Here is a 22114-nt window from a genome sequence, read left to right on the forward strand (position 1 = left end):
GCCTGCCTTCGAAGGGGCGGTTCCCGCGACGTCCTCCTGCACCCGCCGGGCTCATGCGAGCACCAGCGTCTCGGCATCGCGCCTGCCGCGGAGCCAATCTCGCGCTGGCATCGGCTTCTTCCCGGCGGGCTGGACGGTGAGGAGCTGCAGGGGCTGCGTGCCCGTGCCCACGAGGACGTCCTGGCCGACGACGGCGAGCTGCCCCGGTGCAAGCGGCGGCGCGTCTATCGCCTCGCTCGGGCGTGAGGTGCGCAGGATGCGCAATGGCTGTCCGTCGACGTGCGCGACCGCGCCCGGTTCTGGAGTCACGCCGCGGATGTGCGCGTCCACGCTCACGAGCGGAGCCGCCCAGTCGACTGCGGAATCCTGCTTCCGCAGCTTCGCCGCGGTGGTGGGTTCGCCGACCTGCGGCTTGGCGCTTAGCGCGTCTTCGCTGATCCCCTGCACCGTCTCCGCGAGGAAGGCCGCTCCCTCCCCCGCGAGGCGCTCGAGGAGCTCCCCCGAGGTCTCGGTCTCGCCGATCGGCGAAGCCTGGGTCGCGAAGACCGGCCCCTCGTCGAGGCCGACCGTCAGCTGGAAGATGGTCATACCCGTCGACGAGTCGCCACGCATGACGGCACGCTGGGCCGGGGCGGCGCCGCGCAGGTCGGGGAGCAACGAGAAGTGCAGGTTGATCCAGCCGCGCTCGGGCGCATCGAGCGTCGCGGCGTCGATGAGCGCCCCGTAGGCGACGATGACGCCGAGCTCGGCGTCGAGGCTCGCGAGCTCAGCGGTCACGTCCGGGGACATGCGGTTGCTCTTGATCACCCGAAGGCCGAGCTCCGCCGCGCGGGCCGCCACCGGGGATGGCGTGAGCGCCCTCGAGCGACCCACCTTGGCATCGTCGCGAGTGAGGACCGCCGCGATCTCGTGACCGTCGTCCACCAGCGCCTCAAGGCTGGGGACGGCGGTGGATGGGGTGCCGGCGAAGACGAGCCGCATAGCTGGTGCCTCTCGAGGTTGGTGCGAGTGTGGTGCTGGAGCGCGGGTCAGAAGATGCCCGGCGGGTCAAATCGTACGCGCAGGGTCGAGGCGTGCCCGCCGCCGCGACCCGCGACGCGCGGGCGCCGGCTAGTTGCCGCTCGGACGAGCTCGCTCTTCAGCAGCTTCGCCAGCGGGGCGCCGAGCGAGTAGCTGAACTTGAGAACTGCTCGGCTTCCGACCTCCTGGGGCGTCGGTCCGAGGATCTGCATGGCCCCAGCCTGCTTGAGCTCGGCGGAGGCCTCGACGGTCGCAATGGCGTGGCGGACTTCCTCGTCGCTCCCGGAGATGGCGGCGACGCGAATCGCCGGTGGGAAGTGGAGATCGCGCCGCTCCTCGAGCTCGCGCGTCGAGAAGGCCGGCTGCTGCCAGGTGCGGAGCGCGTGCGCTGCCGGATTGTCGGCTCCGACGATGACGACCTTGGCGCCGCCCGACGCCAGCGCCGCGGCGTTCGACCATCCGCGGAGCGCGTCGACGCCAGCATCGAGGCGCTCCTGAGCGAGCGAGCGCTCCGTGTCGAGCAGGACGATGCCGGCGTAGCCGGAGCTCGGAACCGGCTCGGCGCCGCGCGTTGCCACGACGAGACAGGGGCGGTCGTCGATCGTCACGGTCTCTGAGGCTCCATCGGCCACGACGACACGAGTGCCGGGGAAGGCGCGTCCGAGCTCCTCTGCGGTCCGCTCCGCGCCGAGTGACGTGTTCCGGAGGCGCCGGTCGTCGCACTCGGGACACTGCCACTCGGGATGGAGGGCGTCGCACACCCTGCAGGAAGGGGGCGCTCCCGGGCGCGAGTACTCGAGGGCTCCGCCGCAGACCGTGCAGCGAGCTGGCGTGCGACACCTGGCGCAGCTGAGGCTCGGGATGTAGCCGGCACGCACGACCTGGAGCAGCACCGGCCCGTGCTCGAGCGCGCGCCTCGCCTCCTGCCAGGCGAGCGCGGGGATGCGCGCGTGCGCCGCCGGGGTCTCCTCGGCGAGTGCCTGGCTGCCCGAGATGACCTTGGGAGCCTCCGGTCGCGCGAGGGGCACCGGAGTGAGCCACCGCATGCCCACGAGGCGGGCGACCTCCAGGCTCGGGGTGTGCGCCGCGAAGATGAGCGTGAGCGACTCGCGTTCAGCGCGGAGCAGGGCGACGTCACGGGTGCTGGCGTAGGGAGCGAGCTGCTCCGTGAAGCTCTCGTCGCCGTCGTCCCAGACGAGCAAGGCGCCGAGGTTCGAGGCAGGAGCGTAGATGACGCTCCTCGTGCCCACGACGACACCCGGTGTCTGGTCGAGGCAGGCGAGGAACGCCGCGTAGCGGTCGGCGGGCTTGGCGCGGGTGTCGAGTCGGCGGACCTGACCGGCATCGAGGAACCTGTTGAGCGCGCGGAGGGCCAGCTCGACGTCTCGGTAGTCGGGGACCGCGAGGATGACGGACTGCCCGGCGGCGACGCGAACCGCTGAGATCGCTGCAAGGGCGAGGAGCGAGCGGGGAACTCCCGCGTCGACGCCGACCGGGGCGTCGACCGCGAACCGCGCCGCTGGGCCCCGCCCGAGGAGCTCGGCTGCCTCTGCCCCATACATGGGAACGAGCGTCGCTTCCGGGGCATCGTGGACCTCGTCCGCTGTGGACGCGGGCTCGTCGGCATCGCTCGACGGCGCGTCCTCGCCGCCAGGAGATTCCGCCGTCGCTGGAGCTGCCTGGGCGCGTGCCTCCAGCCACCGCTGCTCGACGCGCACGGACCTCGCCGGGATGGCGAGGCGCAGCACGTCCGCCGCGCATCCGGCCTGCCGGTCGGCGACGGCCCGGGCGAGGCCAGCGATCTCGGGCGTGAGCACCCTGGCCGTCGAGACGAGCTCGATGATCGGCGCGAGCTTGCCCGTGTACTCAGCGACTCGCTCGACGGCCACGACGAACCCCTGCAACTGGCGGTTCGACGTGCGAAGCGGAACCGCAACCCTCATTCCGACGCCGATGCTCCCGCGCAGCTCGACGGGGATCTCGTACTCGAGCTCCCGGTCGAGCTGCGGAAGCGGGGAGGCGACGACGACGCGCGCGACCCTCGGCAGGGTGTCGTCCACAGCTGGCTCTGCGATCAGAGGCCAGCGGCTCGGCGGAGCTCCTCGGCCCGGTCGGTGCGCTCCCACGTGAAGTCGGGCAGCTCACGACCGAAGTGGCCGTAGGCGGAGGTCTGGGCGTAGATCGGGCGACGCAGGTCGAGGTCCTCGACGAGCGCACCTGGGCGGAGATCGAACGTCGAGAGAATCGCCTCGATGATCGTGGCGTCCGCCACCCTGCCGGTGCCGAAGCTCTCGACGTAGAGGCCAACCGGCTCAGCCTTGCCGATGGCATACGCGATCTGCACTTCGAGGCGATCGGCGAGCCCCGCCGCGACAGCGTTCTTCGCCACCCAACGCATGGCGTACGCGGCCGAGCGGTCGACCTTCGAGGGGTCCTTGCCGCTGAAGGCGCCGCCACCGTGGCGCGCCATGCCGCCGTACGTGTCGACGATGATCTTGCGTCCGGTCAGGCCCGCATCGGCGCGGGGCCCTCCGTCGATGAAGCTGCCGGACGGGTTGACGAGGAAGGTGGGCTCGGCATCCGCGAACCCGTTGCGCTCCAGCACCGGGCGGACGACGTGCCTGATGACGTCTTCGCGGATCTGCGCCTGCTCGAGGCCAGGGTCGTGCTGCGTGGAGACCACGACGGTCTCGATGGAACGGGGCACGCTCCCCTCGTAGCCGACGGTGACCTGCGTCTTGCCGTCTGGGCGCAGGTAGGCGACCTCGCCGGACTTCCGGACGGCCGCGAGCTGCTGCGCGAGCTGGTGCGCGAGGTGGATCGGCAATGGCATGAGGGCTTCGGTCTCCCGGGTCGCGTAGCCGAACATGATGCCCTGGTCTCCCGCACCCTGCTTGGCGATCGCGTCTTCCGAACTCTCGGAGCGGTGCTCCAGCGAGGTCGTGACGCCCTCGCCGATCTCGGGAGACTGCTCTCCGACCGAGATCGAGACACCGCACGAGGAGCCGTCGAAGCCGACGTCGCTCGACGTGTAGCCGATCTCGCTGATGGTGCGCCTGACGATGCCGGCGATGTCGGAGTAGGCCTTGGTCGTGACCTCACCGGCGACGTGCACCTGGCCCGTCGTCACGAGCGTCTCGACGGCGACGCGGGACGCCGGGTCCTGTGTCAGGAGGTCGTCGAGGATGCGGTCGGAGATCTGGTCGCAGATCTTGTCGGGGTGACCCTCGGTGACCGACTCAGAGGTGAACAGGCGAAGAGAAGACAAGAAGAACCCCTTGCGGTGAGTGTTGCGGCTGCTGGTTGGCGACGCCGGCGTGACTAGACGTTGGCGAGCAGATCCAGGATGACATCGGCCACCGACATCTTGTCGCCAGTGTGACGCGAGACAACGTCGCCAGACGCCGCGAGGATGAAGACGGAGTTGTCGTCCGACTGGAAGCCGAGGCTCCAGCCGACCCTGTTGACGACGAGGTAGTCGCATCCCTTCCTCGCGATCTTGGCCCGACCGAGCTCGAGGAGCGCAGCATCGTCGGACTCGGTCTCGGCCGCGAAGCCGATGATGACCTGATCGGCACCACGTGACGCGGACAGATCCTGCAGGATGTCGGGATTGCGGGTGAAGGTGAGTGTCAGCTCTTCGCCCGCCTGCTCCTTCTTGATCTTGCCCTCGGCAACGGTCACCGGACGGTAGTCCGCGACCGCCGCGGCCATGATGACGACATCGTGACGTGGGGCGATCTCGGCGCAGGCCTGCGCGAGCTGCTGCGCGCTCGAGACGGTGACGAGCTTGACCCCGTCGGGTGGCCGGACCTCCGCGTTGGCCGCGACCAGGGTGACCTCAGCTCCACGCGCGAGGGCACGCTCGGCGAGCGCGAAGCCCTGCCTGCCGCTCGATCGGTTGCCGATGAACCGCACAGGGTCGAGCGGCTCGCGGGTGCCTCCCGCTGTGATGAGGACGCGCCTCCCGCGGAGGTCGCTCAACAGTTCCGCGTCGCGGCGGCGTCGGCGTTCGCCGCGTCCGGCGCTCAGGATCGTCGCAACGATCTCGGAGGGCTCCGCCAGGCGACCTGGTCCGGAGTCGCTGCCGGTCAGCTGGCCGTCGGCCGGACCGACGAGCACCACTCCGCGCGCGTCGAGACGCGCCGCGTTGGCCTGCGTCGCCGGGTTGAGCCACATCTCCGTGTGCATGGCTGGTGCGAGGATCAGCGGAGCCGTCGACGCCAGGATCGTCGTGCCGAGCAGGTCGTCCGAGAGGCCTGCGGCGATCTTCGCCATGGAGTTCGCGGTCGTCGGCACGACGGCGATGACATCAGCCTGCTGGCCGAGCGCGACGTGCCGAACCTCAGCGACGTCATCGAAGACGTCGGTTCGAACGGGGTTGCGTGAGATGGCCTCGAACGTCGGACGCCCCACGAACCGCAGCGCGGACTCAGTGGGCACGACGTCGACGTGATGTCCGAGAAGAACGAGATCGCGGATGACCTGGACCGCCTTGTAGGCGGCGATACCGCCCGTCACGCCGATGACGACGCGCATCGGCTGCCCGTCAGACGCATCGGTCTGGGGGGCGGCAGCCGGATGCGCGCCAGCGATCTCGCTCACGGTCGTGCTATGCCTGCGGTGCGTCGTCTTCGAAGTTGATCTCGTCGTCGAAGACGATGACGTCGTCCGGCGTCTCGAGCGGACGCGCCTCGACCATGACGATCTTCTGCTCGTTGATCTCGTGCAACGCGATCGAGAGCGGCTTGTCGTCGATCGAGGAGTCGATCAGCGGGCCGACGTTCTGGTAGATCGCACCGTCGTGCAGATCGGAGTAGTAGTCGTTGATCTGACGCGCGCGACGCGATGCGAAGATGACCAGCTGGTACTTGTTGTCGACGCGCTGCAGCAGCTCGTCCATGGGCGGGTCAATGATGCCCTTGGGCTTCTCAATCATGCGTGCTCCTTGTTCAGTCCCAGATGTTCGACTACGCGTGCCGCAGCCTCAGGCACGGAGTCGTTGACGACCAGTGCATCGAACTCGTCCTGGGCGGCGAGTTCGATCTTCGCGGTTTCGAGGCGCCGAGCCTGTTCTTCGGGTGATTCTGTGCCGCGCCCCACGAGGCGCCGCACAAGCTCGTCCCAGCTCGGAGGCAACAAAAATACCAGTCTAGCCTCAGGCATGCGCGATCTGACCTGTCTGGCGCCCTGAATGTCGATTTCCAGCAGGACGGATCGGCCGGAGGAGATGGCTTCATCGATTGGTCCGCGCGGGGTGCCGTACCTGAAGGCGTTGTGGACGGTCGCGTACTCGAGCAGCTGCTCCTGGTCGACGAGCCGGTCGAAGCCGGCGTCGTCGGTGAAGTGGTAGTTGACCCCGTCGACCTCGCCGGGCCGGGGTGAGCGCGTCGTGGCGGAGACGGAGAGCTCCACTTCGGGGTAGTGCTCGCGGATGTAGTTGGCGACCGTGCCCTTGCCGACTGCCGTGGGGCCAGCCAGGACGACGAGGCGATTCCCGGTGCTCTGCGCACCGAGTCGTTCCTCCAGGAAGGCGCGGAGGCGGATGCGCTGGTTGCGTCCGAGCCCACCGAGGCGCTTGGACGGGGAGATGGCCAGCTCCTCGAGGATGCGGGCCTGCTTGGTGGCTCCGATGTGCGGGATGCTCAGGAGGAACTGGGTCACGCGCAGCGAGTGCTCGGCTGCGTGTTCCGGGGACTGGCTCGCATCGAGCACCGAGATGGGGCTGCGAGCGCCGGTCGCGAGCGCTCGCTTGACCTCGGCTCGGGCCTGGCGGGCGAGGACCGCAGCCCTGGAGGCTGCGATGCGGTCGACGGGGGGTGGCACCTGGGTCATGAGAGGGCGTTCTCCAGCTCTGCGGTCTGCTGGTCGATGGCGTCGGCGATGCCGTTGGGTCCTGCGGCCAGGACGCTCCGGGAGACGTTCACGATGAGCGATTCGGTGGCTGCACCGAACGTGCTTCTGATCTGCGCGAACTCAGCCCCCTGGTGGCCGAAGCCCGGAGCGAGGATCGGGGTGCGGGGTGCGCCGCCGAGGGCGGGAAGGTCGACGCCGAGGGCGTCGAAGTCGACGGTGCCGCCGAGGACGACCCCGATCGAACCGAAGTCGCCGCTCGCGTGCTGCGTGTTCCAGGCGACCGCACGATTGGCGATGCCTCCCGCGACCGTCTCGCCGCGCTGCGTCCCGCGATCACGTCGAGCCGTCTGGATCGAGGTCGACTCGGGGTTCGACGTCGCAGCGAGCACGAACAGTCCCTTCCCGAGCCGCTCGGCGAGCTCGAGCGCCGCGGCGAGCGAGTCGAAGCCCTGGTAGGGGTTCACCGTCATGGCGTCGGCCTCAAGCGGAGACCCCGCTTCGAGCCACGCTTTCGCATAGGCCTCGAGGGTCGTGCCGACGTCGCCGCGCTTGACGTCGGCGATCACGAGCAGGTCCGCGTCCCGAGCCGCAGCGAAGACTGTCTCGAGCGCGGCGAAGCCAGCCGAGCCGAAGCGCTCGAAGAAGGCGATCTGCGGTTTGACGACGCCGACGCGCCCGGCTGCTGCCTCGATGACGCGAAGGCCGAACTCCTCGGCTCCGGTCGCGGTGTCGGGCAGCCCCCACGAGGTGAGCAGGAACTCATGCGGATCGATGCCGACGCAGAGCCGGCCCCGCTCCTCCAGGGCGTGCTGGAGTCGGGGGCCGAACCCGCCCACTCCAGCACGCGACGCCATCGCTGCAGTCAACTAGCTTTCCCCCCTCTGGGTGTTGTACTCCTGCAGGCTCGTGACGGTGAACCCGCTGCGGAGAGCAGAGAGGGAACCGACGGCGGCAGAGAGCTCCGAGATCGTCGTGAAGATCGGCAGATCGGCGGAGACCGCAGCCATGCGGATCTCATAGCCATCGGCTCGAGACGCCCGGCCGGATGGCGTGTTGATGACCATGTCGACCTCTCCCCCGTGGATCATGTCCACGATGTTGCGGTCCTGGCCCGGCGTCGTTCCATCCGGAGAGTCCGGGGTGAACTTGCCGACGACCTTCGCCGAGATGCCGTGGCGTGCGAGGACCGCAGCCGTGCCCTCGGTGGCGGCGATCGAGAAGCCGAGCTCCACGAACTTCGCGACGGGCAGGACGATGGCGCGCTTGTCGCGGTCGGAGACGGACACGAAGACCGTGCCCGACTTCGGGAGGCCACCGTAGGCCGCGAGCTGGCTCTTCGCGAACGCGGTCGGGAAGTCCGTGTCGATGCCCATGACCTCGCCGGTCGAGCGCATCTCCGGGGAGAGCAGCGAGTCGACGATGCGGCCGTCCTTCGTGCGGAAGCGCTTGAACGGCAGCACTGCCTCCTTCACCGCGACGGGACTCGACGCAGGCTGGTGCGTGCCGTCCTGCTCACGCAGGAGACCTTCCGCCTTGAGCTCCGCGATGCTCACGCCGGTCATGACGCGCGCGGCGGCCTTGGCGAGCTGGGTTCCGAGCGCCTTGGAGACGAACGGCACGGTCCGGGATGCACGCGGGTTGGCCTCGAGTACGTAGAGCTTTCCTCCGGAGAGGGCGAACTGGACGTTGAGCAGGCCGCGAACGCCGACACCCTCCGCGATGGCCAGTGTCGCGTCCCGGACGTTGTTGAGGACAGCGCTCGAGAGCGTGACGGGAGGCAGCGTGCAGGCCGAGTCGCCCGAGTGGATGCCCGCCTCCTCGATGTGCTCCATGATGCCGCCGATGTACAGCTCGTCGCCGTCGAACAGCGCGTCGACGTCGATCTCGGTCGCCTCGTCGAGGAAGCGGTCGACGAGCAGCGGGTGGGCGGGCCCGACGATTGCCTGGCCCTCGATGCGCGAGAAGTAGTCACGCATCTGCTCGGCGTCGTAGACGATCTCCATGCCTCGGCCACCGAGCACGAAGCTCGGGCGGACGAGGACCGGGTAGCCGATGCCGGTGGCGACATCGAGCGCACCGTCGAGGTCGGTCGCCGTGCCGTTCTCCGGGGAGATCAGGCCGGCGCGGTCGAGGACACCCGAGAACAGACCGCGCTCCTCGGCGAGGTCGATGGCGGCGGGGCTGGTGCCGAGAATCGGCACGCCAGCGGCTTCGAGGCCCTTCGCGAGGCCGAGTGCCGTCTGACCGCCGAGCTGCACGACGACGCCGAGCAGCTCGCCGGCTCCGCGCTCGACCTCGACGATCTCCAGCACGTCCTCGAGGGTGAGCGGCTCGAAGTAGAGCCGGTCGCTCGTGTCGTAGTCGGTCGAGACCGTCTCCGGGTTGCAGTTGATCATGATGGTCTCGAAGCCGGCGTCCGAGAGAGCGAACGAGGCGTGCACACACGAGTAGTCGAACTCGATGCCCTGGCCGATCCGGTTCGGGCCGGAGCCGAGAATGATGACCTTCCGCCGGTCGCTCGGGGTGACCTCTGACTCCTGGTCGTAGCTGGAGTAGTGGTACGGCGTGAACGCGGGGAACTCCCCGGCGCACGTGTCGACCGTCTTGAAGACCGGGCGCACGCCGAAGTTGTGACGGATGGCGCGGACCTCGTCCTCGCTGAGCCCGCGCAGCTCGGCGATCTGCGTGTCCGAGAACCCGTGTCGCTTGGCGTTGCGGAGGAGTCGCGCGTCGACGACGTCGGCGGAGGCGATCTGATCGGCCACCTCGTTGATGAGCACGATCTGGTCGATGAACCAGGGGTCGATCGCCGTGGACTCGAAGACCTGCTCGGGCGTCGCACCCTTCCAGAGCGCGCGCTGGACGTTGACGATTCGGCCGTCGGTCGGGACCTTGATGATCTCGAGCAGTTCCTCGACGGAGGCCTCGTCGGCAGCCCAGGTGAAGGAGGACCCTCGCTTCTCCAGCGACCGCAGTGCCTTCTGCAGCGCCGTAGAGAAGTTGCGGCCGATGGCCATGGCCTCGCCGACCGACTTCATGGTCGTCGTCAGCGTCGTGTCGGCGGCCGGGAACTTCTCGAAGTTGAAGCGCGGCACCTTGACGACGACATAGTCGAGCGTCGGCTCGAAGCTGGCGGGCGTCACCTTCGTGATGTCGTTGGGGATCTCGTCGAGTCGGTAGCCGATCGCCAGCTTGGCGGCGATCTTCGCGATCGGGAAGCCTGTGGCCTTCGAAGCGAGCGCCGACGAGCGGGAGACGCGCGGGTTCATCTCGATGACGATGATGCGACCGTTCGAGGGGTCGATGGCGAACTGGATGTTGCATCCGCCCGTGTCGACGCCGACGAGGCGGATGATCGCGATGCCGATGTCGCGGAGGCGCTGGTACTCGCGGTCGGTGAGCGTGAGAGCCGGCGCAACCGTGATGGAGTCTCCCGTGTGGACGCCCACCGGGTCGACGTTCTCGATGGAGCAGACGACGACCGTGTTGTCGGCCGTGTCGCGCATGAGCTCGAGCTCGTATTCCTTCCAGCCGAGGATCGACTCCTCGAGGAGCACCTCGCCGGTCGGGCTCGACTGGACTCCGTCGGCGACGAAGCGGACCAGGTCCTCTTCGTTGTAGGCGAAGCCCGAACCGAGGCCGCCCATCGTGAAGGACGGCCGCACGACGAGCGGGTAGCCGAGGTCATCGGCGAAGCCGATGGCCTGCTCGACGCTCGTCGCGATGTGCGAGCGCGCGACCTCTGCGCCGGCCTCGATGACGAGGTCCTTGAAGATCTGGCGGTCTTCGCCGCGGCGGATGGCCTCGACCTTGGCGCCGATGAGCTCGACGCCGTGGCGCTCGAGGATGCCCTGCTCGTGGAGGGCGATGGCGGCGTTGAGCGCGGTCTGCCCGCCGAGGGTGGGGAGGATCGCATCAGGGCGTTCCTTGATGATGATCGACTCGATGATGTCGGGGGTGATCGGCTCGACGTAGGTGGCGTCTGCGAAGTCCGGGTCGGTCATGATCGTCGCCGGGTTCGAGTTCACGAGGATGACGCGGACGCCCTCCTCGCGGAGCACTCGGCAGGCCTGCGTGCCCGAGTAGTCGAACTCGGCAGCCTGGCCGATGACGATGGGGCCGGAGCCGATGACGAGGACGCTTGAGATATCTGAGCGCTTTGGCATGCTTACGCGTTCTCCTGGCCGTTGGTGTGGGTGGATGGGGAGGCGAGGTGCTCGAGCACCATCTCCCTGAACTGGTCGAAGAGCGGCGCGGAGTCGTGGGGGCCCGCCGCCGCCTCTGGGTGGAACTGCACGCTGAAGGCCGGGATGTCGAGGCAGCGGAGGCCTTCGACAACCTGGTCGTTGAGTCCGATGTGGCTCACCTGGGCGCGCCCGAAGCCTGCTGGCGTCTCGACGGGCCCGTCGAGCGGCGCCTGGACCGCGAAGCCGTGGTTCTGCGCGGTGATCTCGATGCGTCCCGAGAACGTGTCGACGACGGGCTGGTTGATGCCGCGGTGCCCGAAGGGGAGCTTGTAGGTGTCGAACCCGAGTGCGCGGCCGAGCAGCTGGTTGCCGAAGCAGATGCCGAAGAAGGGCGTTCCGTCGCGGAGGACGTTGCGGAGCAGCTCGACGTGGGCTTCGCTCGAGGCAGGGTCTCCCGGTCCGTTCGAGTAGAAGACGGCGGTCGGTGCGAGCTCGCGGAGCTGCTCGATCGTCGTGGCGTGCGGGAGCACGTGCACGTCGAAGCCGCGTTCGGCGAGCGCCTTGATCGTTGCGGTCTTGATGCCGAGGTCGATGATCGCGACGGATCCGATGGGCTCGGCTCCCGTGGAGGGGTGCACGACGGCCTCCGGCGTGGAGACCAGGTCGCTGAGGTTGCGTCCCGCCATGGTCGGCTGGGAGCGCACCTTCTCGAGCAGGGTGTCGTCGTCGGCCGCGGCCGCGTCTCCCGAGAAGATGCCGCCTCGCATCGAGCCTTCGCTGCGGATGCGGCGCGTGAGCGCCCGAGTGTCGACACCGGAGATGCCGACGATGCTCGTCGACGTCAGCGCGTTCTCGAGGGTGTCCTCTGCCCGCCAGTTGGAGACGACGCGGGAGGGGTCGCGCACGACGTAGCCGTCGACCCAGATCTGGCGCGACTCCATGTCTTCGTCGTTGACGCCCGTGTTGCCGATGTGCGGAGCCGTCTGCACGACGATCTGGCCCGCGTAGCTCGGGTCGGTCAGGGTCTCCTGGTAGCCGGTCATGCCTGTCGAGAAGACGACCTCGCCAAGCGTTTCACCGACGGCGCCGTAGGCGTCGCCCTCGTATCGCGTGCCGTCCTCCAGAACGAGCACGGCGGGAATTGGTGGCGTCATGAGGACTCCTCGGTCGTGGGGGCTGGTGTCAGCTGCAGCGAGTGCAGCGCGGTCTTGAGCTGTTCGCGCGCAGTGGCGTCGACAACTCGGAGTGAAGTCTCGACGCTTACGCGGGGGTTCGCGTGCTCGTCGGCGGGCAGGAGCCAGCGGATGATCGTCAGGCCGCCGTTCTCGACGACACGGTCGATCGTGACCGTTCCGTCGATCGTCGCCTCGATGTCTCCCGCTGGGATGAAGAAGGCGCGCTCACCGGCGATCTGGACGACTGGCCCCTCGCGGAGGACGGTGACCTCCGCTCGTCCTCGGAAGCCGAGCGGCGGTACGACGATCCGGTCAAGCGCGTCGCCCGTGCGGCTAGTCGACACGTAGTGGACGTCATGCCAGTGTCCGAGCGGCTGCTGCGTCGAGTGGGGTGCTTCGAGGGGCGTCGAGATGCCGGCCTGCCCTCGAACGCGGCGGCGCCAGCCGAGCCACATGAGCACGACGATGATGAGGAAGGCGACGATCGTGAGCGTCGCGGGGAGTACGCGATCGTCCATCAGGCGATGTCCTTCGCTCTGGCCTTGGCGGCGGCGGCAGCACCCTCGGCGGACAGCAGCGCGCCATCGTCCAAGGTGCGTGTGCCCCGGTAGACCGTGTGGACGACCCGGCCGGGCAGCGGCATGCCGAGGAAGGGCGAGTTGATGCTCTTCCCGCCGAGCGAGTCCGTCGTGAAGTCGGCGGTGGGAGCGGGATCGTAGAAGACGAGACTGGCGAGCTCGCCGGCCGCGACTGGGCGGCCTGAGATGGCATCGCCGCCGATTCGGGCTGGGGTCTCCGACATGATCCGGGCGACGTCGGCCCACGTGAGCGCGCCGGTGTCGACCATGGTGTGCTGCACGACGCGGAGGGCTGATTCGAGGCCCACCATGCCCATCGCAGCCTGATCCCACTCGGTCTCCTTGGCATCCACCGGGTGCGGCGCGTGGTCGGTCGCGACGATGTCGATCGTGCCGTCGGCGAGCGCCTCGCGCACGGCGATCACGTCGTCCTGGGTGCGCAGCGGCGGGTTGACCTTGAACCTCGCGTCGTAGCCGCGGACGAGCTCCTCGGTCAGCAGGAGGTGGTGCGGCGTCACCTCTGCCGTGATGTCTATGCCTCGCGACTTGGCCCAGCGGACGACGTCGACGCCCTCCCTGGTCGAGACGTGGCAGACGTGGAGCCGCGACCCGACGTGGTCGGCGAGGAGCGCGTCGCGCGCGATGATCGACGATTCGGCGACGGCGGGCCACCCGCCGAGACCGAGCTCTGCGGAGAGGGCGCCCTCGTTCATCTGCGCGCCGGCGGTGAGGCGCGGGTCCTGCGCGTGCTGTGCGACGACCCCGCCGAAGGCCTTCACGTATTCGAGTGCGCGGCGCATGATCAGGGGGTCGAAGATGCACTTGCCGTCATCCGAGAACACCCGGACCTCGGCGTTCGACTGGGCCATCGCCCCGATCTCCGAGAGCTGCTCTCCCCCGAGCCCGACCGTGACGGCACCGATCGGTCTCACGTCTGCGTAGCCGGCGGATCGGCCGAGCGCTGCTACCGCCTCCACGACACCTGCGGTGTCCTGCACCGGTGAGGTGTTCGCCATGGCGAACACCGTGGTGTAGCCGCCGAAGGCTGCTGCGCGCGTCCCGGTCAGGACCGTCTCGCTCGACTCGAAGCCCGGCTCGCGCAGGTGGGTGTGGAGGTCGACGAGCCCGGGGAGCACGACGAGTCCCTCGACGTCGATCACGTTCTCCACGCCCTCGAGGCCGATCGTGCCTGCCGGCGCGACCTCGGTGATCGTCGTCCCGCTGACGAGCACGTCGACGGGGTCGACGCCAAGCAGCTGGGCGCCTCGGTACAGCGTGGTCATGGTGCCTCTCTCGTTTCCTTGGCCCTGGTTCACGAGCCGCTCCCCGCGCGTTCGCCCGAGCAGAGCACGTAGAGCGCTGCCATGCGGACGGCGACGCCGTTCGCGACCTGCTCGAGCACTGTCGACTGCGGTGAATCGGCGGCGATGGAGGATATCTCCAGGCCGCGGTTCATCGGGCCCGGATGCATGACCATCGTAGTCTCGGGCAGGCCTCGGAAGCGGGCCTCACCGAGGCCCCAGTTCTTCGCGTACTCCCTGGTGTTCGGGAAGAACGCGTCGTGCATCCGCTCTGCCTGGATGCGCAGGAGCATGACCGCGGTTGGCTTGGTCGCGAGCGCACCGTCGAGGTCGCTCGTGATGGTCGCTGGCCAGGCCTCCGTGCGGACCGGGACGAGCGTCGGGGGTCCGACGAGCGTGACCTCGGCGCCGAGCGTGGTCAGGAGCCAGACATTCGACCTGGCAACACGGGAGTGCAGTATGTCGCCGACGATCACGATGTGGCAGCCATCGAGGCCCTTGCCCCGTGCCGCGGCGCGCCCGTGGACGCGTCGACGCAGCGTGAAGGCGTCGAGCAGGGCCTGCGTCGGATGCTCGTGCATGCCGTCGCCGGCGTTGAGGATGGGGGCGTCGATCCAGTCGCGCTCGGCCAGCAGCTGCGGCGCCCCGCTCGAGGGGTGCCGGATGACGACGGCATCGGCACCGATGGCCTTGAGGGTCTGGGCCGTGTCCTTGAGCGATTCTCCCTTGGAGACGCTCGAGCCCTTGGCCCCGAAGTTGATGACGTCGGCGGACAGGCGCTTCTCGGCTGCCTCGAAGGAGATCCGTGTGCGCGTCGAGTCCTCGTAGAACAGGTTGACGACGGTGATGCCGCGCAGGGCGGGGAGTTTCTTCACCTCGCGGTCGCCGACGTCGGACATGTCCTCGGCCATGTCGAGGAGCATGATGGCATCGTCGCGCGACATGCCCTTCGTGGAGAGCAGGTGCTTCATGCGCGAGCTCCGTCCGTGATGACCACGCGGTCGCCGCCGTCGAGCTCGGTGAGCTCCACGCCGATTCGCTCGCTCCGTGCGGATGGCAGGTTCTTGCCCACGTAGTCGGCGCGGATGGGCAGCTCCCGGTGGCCTCGGTCGACGAGCACGGCCAGTTGCACAGCGCGCGGGCGGCCGGTGTCGCTCAGCGCGTCGAGCGCAGCGCGCACGGTCCGACCCGAGAAGAGCACATCGTCGACGAGCACGATCGTCTTGCCGTCGATGCCGCCCACGGGGATGTGCGTCGGCTGCGAGACGCGCGCCGGGCCCCTCCGCAGGTCGTCGCGATACATCGTGACATCGAGAGCACCGGCGATGTCGCCGGCTTCGACGTGGGTTCCGTTGGAGGCCTCGAAGCCAGCGATGAGGCTGGCGAGGCGCTTCGCGAGGGGAACTCCGCGGCTCGGGATGCCGAGCAGGAGCAGGTCCTTCGACCCGCGGTTCTGCTCGAGGATCTGGTGCGCGATGCGCACGAGGGCTCTGTGAACGTCGTCGTGATTCAGCACGGTTCGCTGGGACACGTCGACCTCCTTCCCCGCCTCACTGGACGGTGTTAAAGGATGTCTGGACTGAAGCCGCCGGGACTGCAGGCGAGCTGCAGGGAATCCGGTCGGCCGGAACCCGACTGGGGCCTGGGTCTCCACCGCTCTCGCGGCATCGACCCAGGCCACCAGCCTAGCACCGGGCTACTGCTCGCTGATGCGGCCGAGCACTCCGTGGATGAACTTGCCCGAGGCATCCGTCGAGTACTCGCCAGCTGCGCTGACCGCCTCGGTGATGGCCACCGCAGCGGGGATCTCGTCGTTGTACTTGAGCTCCCAGATGGCGACCCGGAGGATCGACCTGTCGAGTGCCGGCATGCGTTCGAGCGTCCAGTCGCGGGCCGTCTCGACGATGTAGCCGTCGATCTCGTCAGCGTGCTCGATGACGCCGAGCACGATCTCCCTGGCGTAGCGCCAGCTCGCGGCGCGGTCGGGCTCATCCGCTGCCCGTTCTGCCTCCTGTCCGAGGAGCTCCGGAATCGGGGTCCCCCGTACATCCGACGCGAACAGGATGTCCATGGCGCGCTTGCGCGCCTTCGTGCGCGCGCTCACTAGTCGTTGACGCGGCCCAGGTAGTCGCCCGTGCGGGTGTCGATCTTGACCTTGGTGCCGGCGTTCAGGAAGAGCGGGACCTGGATCTCGGCACCCGTCTCGACGGTCGCAGGCTTCGTGCCGGCGTTCGAGCGGTCGCCCTGGAGGCCCGGCTCCGTGTACGTGATCTCGAGGACCACGGACGGCGGGAGCTCGATGTAGAGCGGCTCGCCCTCGTTGAGCGCGATCTGCACGCTCTGCTGCTCGAGCATGTACTTCGCAGCGTCGCCGACGATCTTCTCGTCGAGCGTGATCTGGTCGTAGTCGCTCTGGTCCATGAAGACGTAGCCGTCTCCGTCGCGGTAGAGGTACTGGAAGTCGCGCCGGTCGACGGTCGCGGTCTCGATCTTGGCGCCAGCGTTGAACGTGCGGTCGACGGTCTTGCCGCTGACGACCTGCTTGAGCTTGGTGCGCACGAACGCACCACCCTTGCCGGGCTTCACGTGCTGGAAGTCGATGACCTGCCAGAGCTGTTTCTCGATGAGGAGTACAACGCCGTTCTTGATGTCTGCCGTAGTTGCCATGGAAGTTTCTCCGTGTCCATCCCGCGGTGCTGCGGGATTCTTCAGTTATTGGCACCTGGTTGAGGTACGCGCGAGCTGTCGGCGCGAGGCATTTGCCCCAGCGGCCCCGGAGAAGTCTAGTGCAGGGTCTCTGGAGAGGGCCGCGTTGCCTCGATCATCGCCCGAATGCCCTCGAGCGCGGCGAGGTACGAACCCGCACCGAGCCCTGCGACGACGCCGGTCGCGACCGGCGAGATGACACTCGTGTGGCGGAAGACCTCACGAGCGTGGGGGTTCGAGAGGTGCACCTCGATGAGCGGGGTGCCGGTCTCCGTCACGATGGAGACCGCGTCACGCAGTGCGATCGAGTAGTGCGTGAGTGCTGCGGGATTCAGGATGACCGGGGTGCGTGCATCGGCCGCCTCGTGCAGCCACTCGACGAGCTGCCCCTCGAAGTTCGACTGGCGGGCATCGATCTCGACGCTGCTCCCCGCTCGCTTGCGGAGGAGTTCGATGATGTCGTCCAGGGTCTGGGTGCCGTAGGTCTGGGGCTCGCGGGTGCCGAGCCGGTTGAGATTCGGGCCGCCGAGGACGAGGATGCGCATGCCGGCCAGTCTAGCGATCGGCCTCAGACGTACGCGGCGGTCGGCGCCACCGAGGCGTCTGCGGTGATCAGGCCGTTGCGGACGAACGCGTTCCACACCCCGTTGTCGTCGACGCCCGTCGTTATCTGGTCCGCGTGGGCCTTGATGGAGTCCGGGGCGTTGCCCATGGCGATGCCGATGCCCGTGGCCTGGAGCATCTCGACGTCGTTGATGCTGTCGCCGATGCCGATCGTGTTCGCCGGGTTGAGATCCTGGATCCGGCAGACCTCGAGAATCGCGCTCCCCTTGTTGACGCCGAGCTGCAGGAGCTCTCCGCTCTGGGGACCGAGAACCGGCACGGTGGCGTTGATGACGTCGAAGCGGCCCGCGAATGCCGCGCGGATCTCGGCGATCGACGTGTCCGCGCTCAGGAAGCACATCTTGCCGATGTCGTCGCGCAGCACCTCGCCTCCATCGTCGAAGAACTTCTCGAACTGCAGCTCGCCGTCAGACTCGACCCGGTTCGAGTCGGCGACCTCGGCCGCGAGGAGCTGGCGCAGGTGCGCGCGGAACCCCGGGCTGGCGACGACGGCGGCGTCGCTCTGCACGTAGAAGTCGATGCCGGCGCCCGTGAAGAAGTCGATGGCGAACGCGGCGTCCTCGAGTGACATGGTCTGCGAGACGCGGGTCTCGCCGTCGAGCCAGACGAAGCTCCCGCCTGCGCTCACGATCCCGTCGAAGCCGAGATCGAGGATCTGCGGGTAGATCTCACTGCGGGACCGGCCGGTGCAGATGAAGAGCAGGTGTCCCGCTTCCCTGGCTCGGGACACGGCTTCGACGGTCGAGGGCTGGATGTGCTCCTGCTCGTCGATGAGCGTGCCGTCGATGTCGAGGAAGACGATGCGCCTGGTCAACTGTGGATCCTCCTGCTCGATGCATGCGGTCACTGCGTCTGCGTCCCGCGAGAGCGAGGCATGCCGTCAGCTCCGCCGTCCAGGCTAGACGATGTCGCGAGCGGTCCCGGCCGAGCATGCTGGCGCGGCTGCTCGCCTGCCCGTAGCCTCGAATCCATGACCGTGGAACGAGGGCCCACCGCCGAGGCGCCAGCGCTGCTGCCGACGGTCGCGCAGGCCACCTCGGTGCTGATGGCGAGCTGGCCCGCTCTGGACGAGCGGAGAATCGGCGGGTGGCGCCTCGGATTCGCAGAGGGATTCACGAGGCGCGCCAACAGCGTGTGGATGCTCGGCCCCGCCGAGGACACGCAGCTCGCACTCGGCGCCGTCGAGGAGGCATACCGCGTGCGTGGGCTCCCCAGCCAGTTCCTCGCGACGGAGACCGCGGATCCCCGCGACGTCGCCGCCCTCGAGGCGTTCGGCTACTCCCCCACTCTCACGGGCAGGATCCTCTGCCGCTCGCTTGGCGGCGAAGAGCCGGCAGGTCTCGAAGGCGCGTCGGGCGGCGACCTCGTCGCGGTCACGCAGGCTGGTCCCGAACTCCCTCCGGACTGGCTCGACGCCTGGCTCAGCTGGAGCGAGCGCAGACTGGCGCGCGACCGGCGCCTCGCCCCGCTCATCCTCAGCTCCGGAGCCTCGAGCTTCCTCGGCGTCCGGCAGGAGGGAACCCTTGTGGCGCTCGCTCGGGTCACGGTGATCGACGGCACCGGGGTCATCGACTGCCTGGTCACCCAGAGCGCACACCGAGGGCGCGGCCACGGTCGGCTGCTCCTGCACCACGCCCAGCAGGAAGCGGCTCAGCGCGGCGCGACCTCCTGCCTCGCGATGGTGGTCGAGAGCAACGCCGTCTCCCGGCGGCTGTTCCACCGAGCAGGCTTCACAGCCCTGGGCTCCTTCACCTACCTGCAGGCGCCGGAGCGCGTGAGCTGCTGCTGACCGGCGGCCGACGCCGATCTAGCTGGCGATCTCCTGGTACGCGGCGAACAGCAGGCTCTCGTCCGGCGCCTGCATGATCGTCGGACGACCGAGCCCGTCGAGCACAACGAAGCGCAGCATTGCTCCGCGAGCCTTCTTGTCCCGACGCATTGTCGCGAGGAGCGTCTTCCAGCGGCCGGCCGGGTAGCTCGTGGGCAGGCCGAGCAATTCGAGGATCGACTTGTGTCGATCCGCCGTGGCGTCGTCGAGGCGCCCCGAGAGGCGGGCCAGCTCGGCGACGAACGCCATGCCGATGGAGATGGCGGCGCCATGACGCCATTGGTACCGTTCCGCGTTCTCGATGGCGTGGCCGAGCGTGTGCCCGTAGTTGAGGATCTCGCGCAGGCCCTGCTCGGTGAAGTCCTCGCCGACGACCCGCGCCTTGACTCGGATCGCGAGCTCGAGCACCCGCAGGAACTCGGGCGTGGTCGGGTCGGTCGCCCGCTCCGGGTCGAGCTCGATGATGTCGAGGATCTCGGGCTCGGCGATGAAGCCGGCTTTCACGACCTCGGCGAAGCCAGCCAGCAGCTCATTGCGAGGGAGTCCAGCCAGGATCTCCGGGTCGATGACAACCCCCGCCGGCGGGTGGAAGGAGCCAACGAGGTTCTTGCCCTCGTTCGTGTTGAGGCCCGTCTTGCCGCCGATGGCCGCGTCCACCATGGCGAGCACCGTCGTCGGCATGTGCACGACCTTCACACCACGCAGCCACGTCGCGGCGATGAAGCCGCCGATGTCGCTCGTCGCTCCCCCGCCGATCGTGATGACCGCGTCGGACCTCGTGAAGTCGGCCTGGCCCAGGATCTGCCAGCAGAACGCCGCGACCTCGATGCGCTTCGCCCCCTCGGCATCCGGGATCTCCGCGATGAGTACCTGGTTGTACTCGCCGACGAGCTGCTCGCGCACCCGCTCGGCGACATCCGCCAGGTGGGGCGCGTGCACGATCAGGACCTTGGCGACGCCTTCCCCGAGCAGGCCGGGGATGACCGCAGCCGCCTCGCGGAACTGGCCAGCCCCGATGATGATGTCGCCATGGGCGCCGGGAACCTCGATGATCTCAGGCAACGTCGCTTGGTCCTTCCTTGGTCTGCTGCTCCAGCCACTCCACGATGTCTTCGACGACGCGGACCATGGGCCGGAATGAAGTGTCGAACGTCGCATCCGCGAGACGTTCGTAGGTCTCGCGGCGTGCTTCGTAGATCTGGGTCCAGCTCTCGATGCCCGTGATGAGCGGGCGCTTCGCGTTGCCGGTGATGCGCTCGGCGATCGCGGCGGGAGTCGCCGTCAGGAGCACGACCGTGTGCCCGCCGAGGCGGGACTGGGTCTGCGCATCCATCACGGCACCACCACCGAGCGACAGGACCTCGGTGGTCTCGAGGTGCTCGGCGATGACGTCCCGCTCGAGACGCCGGAACTCGGTCTCTCCGTGCTCGACGAAGATCTCGGGAATCGCGCCGTGGCGCGCGACGATCACCTTGTCGGTGTCGACGTAGCTCACGTCCAGAACCTTGGCCAGGCGTCGGCCCGCCCTCGACTTGCCCGCGGCAGGCGGGCCGATGAGCACGACGCTCATACTCGCCACTCGCTGAGCGAGTCCCCCATCGGCGTCTCGTCGACGGGGCCGGCCTGCAGGTCGGCCTCGGAGACGGACTCGCTCGACGTGCGCAGCAGCGGCGGGATGCTCGCGAGGTAGCTCTCGATGTTCCGCTTCGTCTCGCCGACGGAGTCGCCGCCGAACTTCTCGAGGATGGAGTCGGCGATCGTGAGAGCCACCATCGCCTCGACGACGACACCGGACGCTGGGACCGCGCAGACGTCGGAACGCTGGTGGTGCGCAGCCGCATCCGCGCCCGTCGCCACATCGACGGTGTGCAGGGCCTTCGGGACGGTCGCGATCGGCTTCATGCCGGCCCGGACTCGGAGCACCGTGCCGGTCGCCATGCCGCCTTCGATGCCACCCGCACGGTCGCTCGAGCGCACGATGGAGCCGTCGCGGACGTACAGCGGGTCGTGCGCCGCGGTGCCTGGACGACGTGTGGTCTCGAAGCCGTCGCCGACCTCCACCCCCTTGATCGCCTGAACGCTCATGAGCGCCTTCGCGAGTCGCGCGTCGAGGCGGCGGTCCCAGTGCACGTAGGAGCCGATGCCGGGTGGCAGGCCCCAGACGAGCACCTCGGTCACGCCGCCGAGCGTGTCGCCGCTCTTGCGGACCTCATCGATGAGGGCGACCGCGGCAGCGGAGGTCTCCCCGTCGAACACGCGAACCGGATCCGCGTCGATGGCGGCCAGGTCGCCGTAGGCGGGCAGCGGCGCGTCCTCGGGCACACGGACCGTCCCGATGGCGAGCGTGTGGCTCAACGTCGTGATCCCGAGTTCGGAGAGGAAGCGCTTCGCGATCGCGCCGAGCGCGACACGCGCCGCCGTCTCGCGTGCACTCGCGCGCTCGAGGACCGGGCGCGCCTCGTCGAAGCCGTGCTTCTGCATGCCGATGAGGTCGGCGTGCCCCGGTCGCGGACGCGTGAGCTTCGCACCGCGTCCCGTGTCGAACACAGCCGCGTCGACCGGCTCGGGGCTCATGACCTCGACCCACTTGGGCCACTCGGTGTTGCCGATGCGGATGCCGATCGGCGACCCCATCGTGAAACCGTGCCTGACGCCGGCGGACAGCGTGAGCTCGTCCTGCTCGAACTTCATTCGTGCGCCTCTGCCATGGCCGAGCTTTCGGCGGGCGAGGTCGGTGCGGAGATCGTCGAGGGAAAGTGGGACACCAGCTGGGAGTCCCTCGAGGATCGCAAGGAGTTCTGGGCCGTGGGATTCCCCGGCCGTGAGCCATCGAAGCATT

Annotated in this window: 21 protein-coding genes; 1 reads left to right on the forward strand and 20 read right to left on the reverse strand. The window is 68.7% G+C overall.

The features are described 5' to 3' along the window. Positions 1-51 precede the first annotated feature (51 nt). From fmt to ITJ67_RS11320, 17 genes are all read right to left on the reverse strand, one after another. The gene (gene fmt, locus ITJ67_RS11240; protein ID WP_194677668.1) at positions 52-981 is read right to left on the reverse strand and encodes a methionyl-tRNA formyltransferase; all 930 of its coding nucleotides are present in this window, start codon (positions 979-981) and stop codon (positions 52-54) included. A 47-nt stretch (positions 982-1028) separates the two neighbouring features. Further along, entirely contained in the window at positions 1029-3080 is a 2052-nt protein-coding gene (locus tag ITJ67_RS11245) for a primosomal protein N' (RefSeq protein WP_194677669.1), read from the reverse strand. 14 nt (positions 3081-3094) lie between these two features. Then, entirely contained in the window at positions 3095-4288 is a 1194-nt protein-coding gene (gene metK, locus ITJ67_RS11250) for a methionine adenosyltransferase (protein ID WP_160071784.1), read from the reverse strand. Positions 4289-4341: 53 nt separating this feature from the next. Then, positions 4342-5559, reverse strand: coding sequence for a bifunctional phosphopantothenoylcysteine decarboxylase/phosphopantothenate--cysteine ligase CoaBC (gene coaBC / locus ITJ67_RS11255; RefSeq protein WP_194677757.1), 1218 nt, complete (start codon positions 5557-5559; stop codon positions 4342-4344). A gap of 73 nt (positions 5560-5632) precedes the next feature. After that, positions 5633-5959: a DNA-directed RNA polymerase subunit omega gene (gene rpoZ, locus ITJ67_RS11260; protein ID WP_068484449.1), complete on the reverse strand. Its 327-nt coding sequence runs from the start codon at positions 5957-5959 to the stop codon at positions 5633-5635. Further along, positions 5956-6855 carry a guanylate kinase gene (gmk, locus tag ITJ67_RS11265; RefSeq protein ID WP_160071785.1) on the reverse strand — a complete coding sequence of 300 codons (900 nt, stop codon included), beginning with the start codon at positions 6853-6855 and terminating at the stop codon, positions 5956-5958. The genes rpoZ and gmk overlap by 4 nt, the downstream gene beginning before the upstream one ends. Beyond that, positions 6852-7730 (reverse strand): orotidine-5'-phosphate decarboxylase, encoded by an 879-nt coding sequence (gene pyrF, locus ITJ67_RS11270; protein WP_160071786.1) that lies wholly within the window; start codon positions 7728-7730, stop codon positions 6852-6854. The genes gmk and pyrF overlap by 4 nt, the downstream gene beginning before the upstream one ends. A gap of 12 nt (positions 7731-7742) precedes the next feature. Beyond that, complete coding sequence (gene carB, locus ITJ67_RS11275) at positions 7743-11042, reverse strand: carbamoyl-phosphate synthase large subunit (protein ID WP_194677670.1); 3300 nt, start codon at positions 11040-11042, stop codon at positions 7743-7745. Positions 11043-11044: 2 nt separating this feature from the next. Next, on the reverse strand, positions 11045-12217 hold the full coding sequence (gene carA, locus ITJ67_RS11280; RefSeq protein WP_160071788.1) for a glutamine-hydrolyzing carbamoyl-phosphate synthase small subunit: 1173 nt from the start codon (positions 12215-12217) through the stop codon (positions 11045-11047). Next, positions 12214-12756, reverse strand: a complete 543-nt coding sequence (locus tag ITJ67_RS11285; protein ID WP_160071789.1) for a hypothetical protein — start codon at positions 12754-12756, stop codon at positions 12214-12216. Before ITJ67_RS11285 ends, carA begins: the two co-directional genes overlap by 4 nt. Continuing rightward, entirely contained in the window at positions 12756-14099 is a 1344-nt protein-coding gene (locus tag ITJ67_RS11290; RefSeq protein WP_194677671.1) for a dihydroorotase, read from the reverse strand. Before ITJ67_RS11290 ends, ITJ67_RS11285 begins: the two co-directional genes overlap by 1 nt. Positions 14100-14128: 29 nt before the next feature. Next, a complete protein-coding gene (locus ITJ67_RS11295; protein WP_160071791.1) occupies positions 14129-15088 on the reverse strand; it encodes an aspartate carbamoyltransferase catalytic subunit in 960 nt (319 codons plus the stop codon). Then, positions 15085-15648, reverse strand: coding sequence for a bifunctional pyr operon transcriptional regulator/uracil phosphoribosyltransferase PyrR (gene pyrR, locus ITJ67_RS11300; protein ID WP_104241273.1), 564 nt, complete (start codon positions 15646-15648; stop codon positions 15085-15087). The genes ITJ67_RS11295 and pyrR overlap by 4 nt, the downstream gene beginning before the upstream one ends. A 165-nt stretch (positions 15649-15813) precedes the next feature. After that, positions 15814-16221: a transcription antitermination factor NusB gene (nusB, locus tag ITJ67_RS11305; protein ID WP_068484434.1), complete on the reverse strand. Its 408-nt coding sequence runs from the start codon at positions 16219-16221 to the stop codon at positions 15814-15816. Beyond that, positions 16221-16784, reverse strand: coding sequence for an elongation factor P (efp, locus tag ITJ67_RS11310; protein WP_104241274.1), 564 nt, complete (start codon positions 16782-16784; stop codon positions 16221-16223). Before efp ends, nusB begins: the two co-directional genes overlap by 1 nt. Positions 16785-16900: 116 nt before the next feature. After that, positions 16901-17368 carry a type II 3-dehydroquinate dehydratase gene (gene aroQ / locus ITJ67_RS11315; protein ID WP_194677672.1) on the reverse strand — a complete coding sequence of 156 codons (468 nt, stop codon included), beginning with the start codon at positions 17366-17368 and terminating at the stop codon, positions 16901-16903. A gap of 23 nt (positions 17369-17391) precedes the next feature. Further along, positions 17392-18261, reverse strand: a complete 870-nt coding sequence (locus ITJ67_RS11320; protein WP_194677673.1) for an HAD family hydrolase — start codon at positions 18259-18261, stop codon at positions 17392-17394. A gap of 156 nt (positions 18262-18417) precedes the next feature. Between ITJ67_RS11320 and ITJ67_RS11325 the strand changes: the two genes are divergently transcribed. Then, positions 18418-19236 (forward strand): GNAT family N-acetyltransferase, encoded by an 819-nt coding sequence (locus tag ITJ67_RS11325; RefSeq protein WP_194677674.1) that lies wholly within the window; start codon positions 18418-18420, stop codon positions 19234-19236. 18 nt (positions 19237-19254) lie between these two features. On the opposite strand, the gene aroB is transcribed toward ITJ67_RS11325, so the two are convergent. From aroB to aroC, 3 genes are read right to left on the reverse strand one after another with little or no spacing between them, the layout of a single operon-like run. Then, entirely contained in the window at positions 19255-20337 is a 1083-nt protein-coding gene (gene aroB / locus ITJ67_RS11330; protein WP_228502686.1) for a 3-dehydroquinate synthase, read from the reverse strand. After that, complete coding sequence (locus ITJ67_RS11335) at positions 20330-20845, reverse strand: shikimate kinase (protein WP_160071796.1); 516 nt, start codon at positions 20843-20845, stop codon at positions 20330-20332. Before ITJ67_RS11335 ends, aroB begins: the two co-directional genes overlap by 8 nt. Continuing rightward, complete coding sequence (aroC, locus tag ITJ67_RS11340; RefSeq protein WP_194677675.1) at positions 20842-22113, reverse strand: chorismate synthase; 1272 nt, start codon at positions 22111-22113, stop codon at positions 20842-20844. The genes ITJ67_RS11335 and aroC overlap by 4 nt, the downstream gene beginning before the upstream one ends. Between the last annotated feature and the right edge of the window lies 1 nt (position 22114).

Source organism: Pseudoclavibacter sp. VKM Ac-2867 (assembly GCF_015351275.1).
Lineage (GTDB): Bacteria > Actinomycetota > Actinomycetes > Actinomycetales > Microbacteriaceae > Pseudoclavibacter.